General features: G+C 52.3%; 6 protein-coding genes and 1 tRNA gene. 1 reads left to right on the top strand and 6 read right to left on the bottom strand.

Annotated features, from left to right (window positions below; translation table 11 throughout):
• Positions 1-519, top strand: a 519-nt coding sequence (locus AC128V_RS06445) for a ParA family protein (protein ID WP_482763851.1), incomplete at its 5' end; no start/stop codon positions are given.
• On the opposite strand, the gene AC128V_RS06440 is transcribed toward AC128V_RS06445, so the two are convergent.
• The 6 genes from AC128V_RS06440 to AC128V_RS06415 form a co-directional block, all read right to left on the bottom strand.
• Positions 516-1,010, bottom strand: a complete 495-nt coding sequence (locus tag AC128V_RS06440) for a MerR family transcriptional regulator (protein WP_482763852.1) — start codon at positions 1,008-1,010, stop codon at positions 516-518. The two genes, AC128V_RS06445 and AC128V_RS06440, sit on opposite strands and share 4 nt — an antisense overlap.
• Positions 1,011-1,113: 103 nt before the next feature.
• Positions 1,114-1,794: a transcriptional regulator FtsR gene (gene ftsR, locus AC128V_RS06435; RefSeq protein ID WP_482763850.1), complete on the bottom strand. Its 681-nt coding sequence runs from the start codon at positions 1,792-1,794 to the stop codon at positions 1,114-1,116.
• 2 nt (positions 1,795-1,796) lie between these two features.
• A complete protein-coding gene (locus AC128V_RS06430; protein WP_482763849.1) occupies positions 1,797-2,237 on the bottom strand; it encodes an FHA domain-containing protein in 441 nt (146 codons plus the stop codon).
• A 13-nt stretch (positions 2,238-2,250) separates the two neighbouring features.
• Positions 2,251-2,814 carry a CDP-alcohol phosphatidyltransferase family protein gene (locus AC128V_RS06425; RefSeq protein WP_482763848.1) on the bottom strand — a complete coding sequence of 188 codons (564 nt, stop codon included), beginning with the start codon at positions 2,812-2,814 and terminating at the stop codon, positions 2,251-2,253.
• 69 nt (positions 2,815-2,883) lie between these two features.
• The gene (locus AC128V_RS06420; protein WP_482763847.1) at positions 2,884-5,172 is read right to left on the bottom strand and encodes a hypothetical protein; all 2,289 of its coding nucleotides are present in this window, start codon (positions 5,170-5,172) and stop codon (positions 2,884-2,886) included.
• Positions 5,173-5,299: 127 nt separating this feature from the next.
• Positions 5,300-5,376: transfer RNA gene (locus tag AC128V_RS06415), tRNA-Pro, on the bottom strand.
• Positions 5,377-5,393 lie beyond the last annotated feature (17 nt).

Raw genomic sequence — 5,393 nt, 5'->3', positions numbered from 1 at the left:
GCACTCACCAGGACAGCCTGGGTTGCATCGGACAGAGTGATCTTGGTCACCGAGCCTTCGCTCTACTCTGTTATCGCAGCTGACCGCGCGCGAAAAGCAATCGCCGAGATTAGCGCCAAGCTAACCCCAAGACTTCAGTTGCTGGGAGTGGTCGTAAACCGACTTCGTCCTCAGTCCAACGAGCACGAATACCGAATCAAGGAACTGCGCGAGATGTTTGGGGAGCAGCTACTTATGCCTTTTTTCGAGGAGCGCGCCGCAATTCAGCAGTCCACCGGAGCCGCGCGTCCAATTCACGCCTGGCCGGCCGAGGGTGCGGCAGAGATTGCAAAAGCTTTTGACTGGCTATTGGCAGGCGCGGTGTCTGACATTGACCACGGCACCGAACGACGTGATCGAGTTGGCGTTGTGGGACGTGCCACCAGGGGCAGAGCTAACCCGATTACTGAATTTATGCCTAGTGAAGAAGCCCCGCAGTCAAGGGCAGAAGCCAAAAAGAAGCGTTGGTTTAGACGCTAAGAAATCTTGCGAGCTCTACGAGCTGCTAGTTCATCTTGAATGTTGGCTTCTTCAGCCGCAAAGTCAACCAAGGTTGCCTCCACTTCGCGAAGCACGCGTCCAACTGCAATTCCAAATACGCCCTGACCCTGACCAAGCAAGTCGATTACTTCATCCTGTGAGGTGCAGAGATAGACCCTTGCGCCGTCAGACATCAGTGTGGTGTTGCTCAAATCGCTCATGCCAGCAGCACGAAGTTGTTCAACAGCAAAACGAATCTGCTGTAGCGACACTCCGGTGTCGAGTAAGCGCTTTACCAGCTTTAGAACCAAGATGTCGCGGAAAGCGTAGAGACGCTGAGATCCAGAACCGGTTGCGGTCTGGATGGATGGGATTACCAAACCGGTGCGGTCCCAATAGTCAAGCTGGCGGTAAGAGATACCCGCTGCTGCGGCTGCAGACGCACCACGGTAACCGATGTCCTGCGATGGCAGTCCGTCGGTGAACAGCATTGGGGACTGAATCTCCACTTTGCCTTCTCCCTGTGGTCAAGTTCCGTTAAGTCTGCCTTCAACCTGAGGTTTATGGTTTATCCACAGCTCGGCGTGTCGAAACCTAGTTCTCGATGGAGTCGATTGCCTCGGAAATTAGGTGGGAACGAATAGCGCCAAAGCGCTCTGCAATCTCGCGGGCAATGTGACCAGCCCTGGCAGCGGATTCTGGGGCTTTCTTTCTCAAAACCGGCTCTGTGACTCCGGTGATGATTCCCACCTCACGCTCGGCAGCAGACTTTAGGCCTCTTAGGTGCCTCGGCTGAATTCCAAATTGCTCAAGGCCAACAAGTGCAAAAGCAATTTCAACCTCGTGGGAAGAGTGCGGTTGAGCACCAAATAGTCCAAGTTCGGCACCCTCGCGGAAAGCAAGGTCGCCTAAGCCGGTCTCTGCCTTGAGCTGTGCGGTGGAGAATCGCTGGCCCTTGCGCAAAGATCCTGGGTTGGTTGGAGGAAGAAGTGGTTGACGTCCTGCGTCGATTTCATCTAGGTAGTCGCGGATGACCTTTAGCGGCAGGTACTGGTCGCGCTGCAGGGTCAAAATGATGCGAATTCGCTCAATCTGCGACTCTGAATACTTGCGATATCCCGAGTCGGTGCGATCTGGAGTAATCAGCCCCTGGTCCTCTAGAAAGCGCAGTTTGGACGGGCTTAGGTCAGAGAACTCAGGCTTGAGTACCCCAAGCACCTGACCGATTGTGTAGAGCTTGAGGTGGTCTTGGATTTTCCTTACGGCGTTATCCATTACTACCTGTCCTTATCCGAAGCAAAAAAGGTCATCCGGAACTTGCCAATTTGGACTTCGTCACCGTGGCTCAAATCCGCAGAGTCAACCCTTGAACCAACAGCATAGGTTCCATTCATAGAGCCCAAATCCGTAACGCTGAATCTGTTACCAGATCGTATAAATTCAGCGTGCTTACGAGAGACGGTTACGTCATCTAAAAAGATGTCAGCATCAGGGTGACGACCTGCGACGGTTAAGTCCTGGTCCAGAAGGAATCTCGAACCAACGCCAGCACCACGTCTAACAATTAGAAGGGCAGAGCCTGCAGGTAGAGCAGAGACAGCGGATAGCTCTTCTGGGGAAAGAGAGTCTGAGTCCTGTGGAACTAGGTCTTCTGCAAAGCGAGCAGTTTCATCGCTTGAATGAAAATCCTTGACCACGGTGTCCTCCCCTTGAACCATAATGCTAGGGGATTTATGGCTTGCTAGAAACCAAATCTTTAACTTGCTTGACGTAAATAAAACCTGCCAACCAATACAGCCCAACTCCCCAGATAGCAAAGCCCCAGGAAAGCGGCAGGATTATGAATTCGGCTGCTGGCCAAAGGTCGGATAACAGCATCAATGGAAGTGCGTAAAGCAGTGCAAAGGTTCCTGCTTTTCCGAGGAAGTTGACCGGCAGTGGTCCATAGCCGTGGGTAGCCAAAACCGGGTAGACAATCAACAACATGACATCCCTGGCAATCACTGCAATTGCCAGCCACAGCGGAACATTGCCATTGATGACCAGTCCAATGAGGCTTGCAAAAATGTAAAGCCGATCGGCTGCCGGGTCCAAAACTCTACCCAGCTCAGTTACCTGGTTGAAGCGCCTGGCTATTTGGCCATCAAGCCAGTCCGATGCTCCGGCAAAAGCTAGGACACCAAAAGCCCAAAACGTGTGGTCATTTAGAAGTAGCCAGAGAAATACCGGAACCAAGACAAGGCGCAAAATACTTAGCATGTTTGGAATGCTGCGCAACTCTTGCCGAAGGCTCATGAGCCAGATTCTAATGGGGAGGGGTTGTAAACCCGTTCAGCTCATAGGCGCTTTGGTCAAGTTCGCAAGTTAGCCCTTGAATGTGAGAACTACTCGCTTAGACAGGACCACTTTTGCGGTCACCTTGGATTGAACCCAGGTTCTTGCGTTGGGAAGTACTAACTTCACTCCAGCACATGCGGCCTTAGCCCTAAGCCTTACAAAAACTCGCTGATTGTGAGTCATGTCCTCTGTGGTGATGGCGGTACATACAATACGAGTGGCCCCCGACCCAGACAGTAACTTCGAGATGTATCTGCGTTGAGTGGAATTCAAGCTTGTCCGCTCAGTGAAAAACTTTGGTATCAAGAAGCTCTTTCCTAAAAGAGCGAACGTGCCTAACGATCTAATCGTGACCGCTTGTTGCGAGACAAAGCGGCCAGAACTTGATTCCAGAATCAGGTCATATTTGCCAAGTGGAATATCTCTTGGCACGAGAACACTTAGTCTCGAATCTGAAGCCGCCGAAATGGTGGCACTGTAACTTCCTAGGAACAATCGCTGAACCAAATCTAAGGCTTGCCCCGAGATGGTGAAAACGGCTGCCGGTGATGCTGTGTAAGAGCCGGTCGTGGAAGGGCTTCGATCAGACCCCTGCCCTGAGGAGTTCCCGCTGCTGGTGGAACTGGCAGTCGATGAACTTGAGTTTGGACCAGGCGGTGTCTCATTAGGATTCGGTGCCAATGGCGGAGTTGTGACCTCCGGGTTTTGAACAATCACAATTGGGCAGCTATCCGACCTGAGATTCACGCCCGGTGACAGTGAACGTAACTTGGGAGTGGGGTTTGTCTCTGAGCAATCAAAACCCCAAACATTTGCAAAATCCCAGCCGACATATAGCTCCCGATTCCGGAACGCAGAGAGCAATGTGGTTGCGGACTTACTGGAGGGAGGTGTTGTGAAGGAAGAACTAAACACCCCAGATCCAACTGCAAGCAGGCCGTCTATCGGAGTAGCGCCCGGAGAGAGAGTTGAGTAGCTATTGATAAGCCAGTCCTGTGTTTGGGTGAATGACCCTTGGTTGTAGGAGTTCACCACAAGCGCTGGATTAATTGAGTTTTGGATTAATCCGCCGAGCCTAGAGTCCCCACGAATCTGACCTGAATTGTAAGAGTTTGCGATCGAAGTTGAAAAAGCTTGGGCTAACAAGCCGGCTACTCGACCGTCGCGACCGTCAATGGTTCCCTTGTTCTGCGATTCAACAATGGTCGCCGAGAAGGCGTTGGCAACTAATCCGGCTACTCTTCCTCCCCAGACGCTGATGTCTGCAAAATTTGAGGACTTAGAAATGTGAACGCTGCCGCCGTCTGCTATAAGTCCCGCTACTAGAGAACCATCTGTAAGTGCATAAGCAGAACCACCTGAAATCGCACCCCGATTCAAAGACATGGAGATGGTTGCGACCGAGGCCGATCCGACGAAGCCTCCGACGTTAGTGACACCTTCGATTTTTCCAAGGTTTGTTGAGTTTGATATTTCTATCGAGCTGGCAATACCTACAAAACCTCCACTGTCAACACAGTCGGAACGCGCTGCGGATTGAACAGACATGGAATTCGTAGAGTGGGCGATGCTCGCACTTCCCGAAACCGAACCGAAAAACCCACCTACCTCGCCACACGCAGCGTTACTGCCCACGGTAGCTGAATTTGAAACCAGCGCATGGTCAACTGTTCCGACTAAACCCCCAGAACGAATACCGCCAGACACTGTCGCGGTAACAGCAACATTGGAAATTGCCAGAGTTCCTGAGGATCGTGCGGCGAGGGTCCCGGTCGAATACTCTAGGTTCAACTCTTCGCCTGCCGGCAGATTGATTCCCGAGAAGATTCCCGAGATCGATGTATTTCTAATGCTGGCGTTGCTGAGCCAGGCGAAAAGGCCCGCCGATGCAACCTTAGACGCGGTTACCGCGGTGGGGTCAGCCGAGGCTCTGAGGTTTGTGATTGAGTATCCCTGGCCATCAAATGTGCCCTCAAATTTGTTGATCACGCCAAAGGCTATGTAGCCAATAGGGCGAAGCGTGAAGGAATTCGCAAGGTTGATCGGCTGTATGTCTGCAACCAGCTTGTAGTGCCCTCCCGGTGCTTGTGCTTCACAGTCGGTAACTTCCCAAAGCGATGCGGAATCGCTGATCTGCCAAGGATCCCCGGCGGATCCAGAACCTTGATACCCAGCCGTAGCAAGATTGCAAACAGAATCATTGATTGTTATTGCGGCCGGATTTGGTAAGGCTACAGAGGCAGGGACGGCAATGTACGAGCAAAGAAAGGCGACTATAAGGGCAATGCTGCGCCCGGCACGATACTTTGAAAGCATCCGCTATCGCCTCTGATCAATTGCAATCTGGTGTCCCGACGATCGGGTATCCGTAGGAATATCCTAACTTGACAGGCAGGCAAAACCCTGGAGATTTGAGGCACTCTCAGGAAAACCAAAGAGTGTGTGGTCGGGCTGGCGGGATTTGAACCCACGACCCCTTGACCCCCAGTCAAGTGCGCTACCAAGCTGCGCTACAGCCCGTTGTCTAACAACCCCTG

The organism is Aquiluna sp., from assembly GCF_965064355.1.
This window is presented reverse-complemented; position numbering and strand designations above follow the sequence as displayed.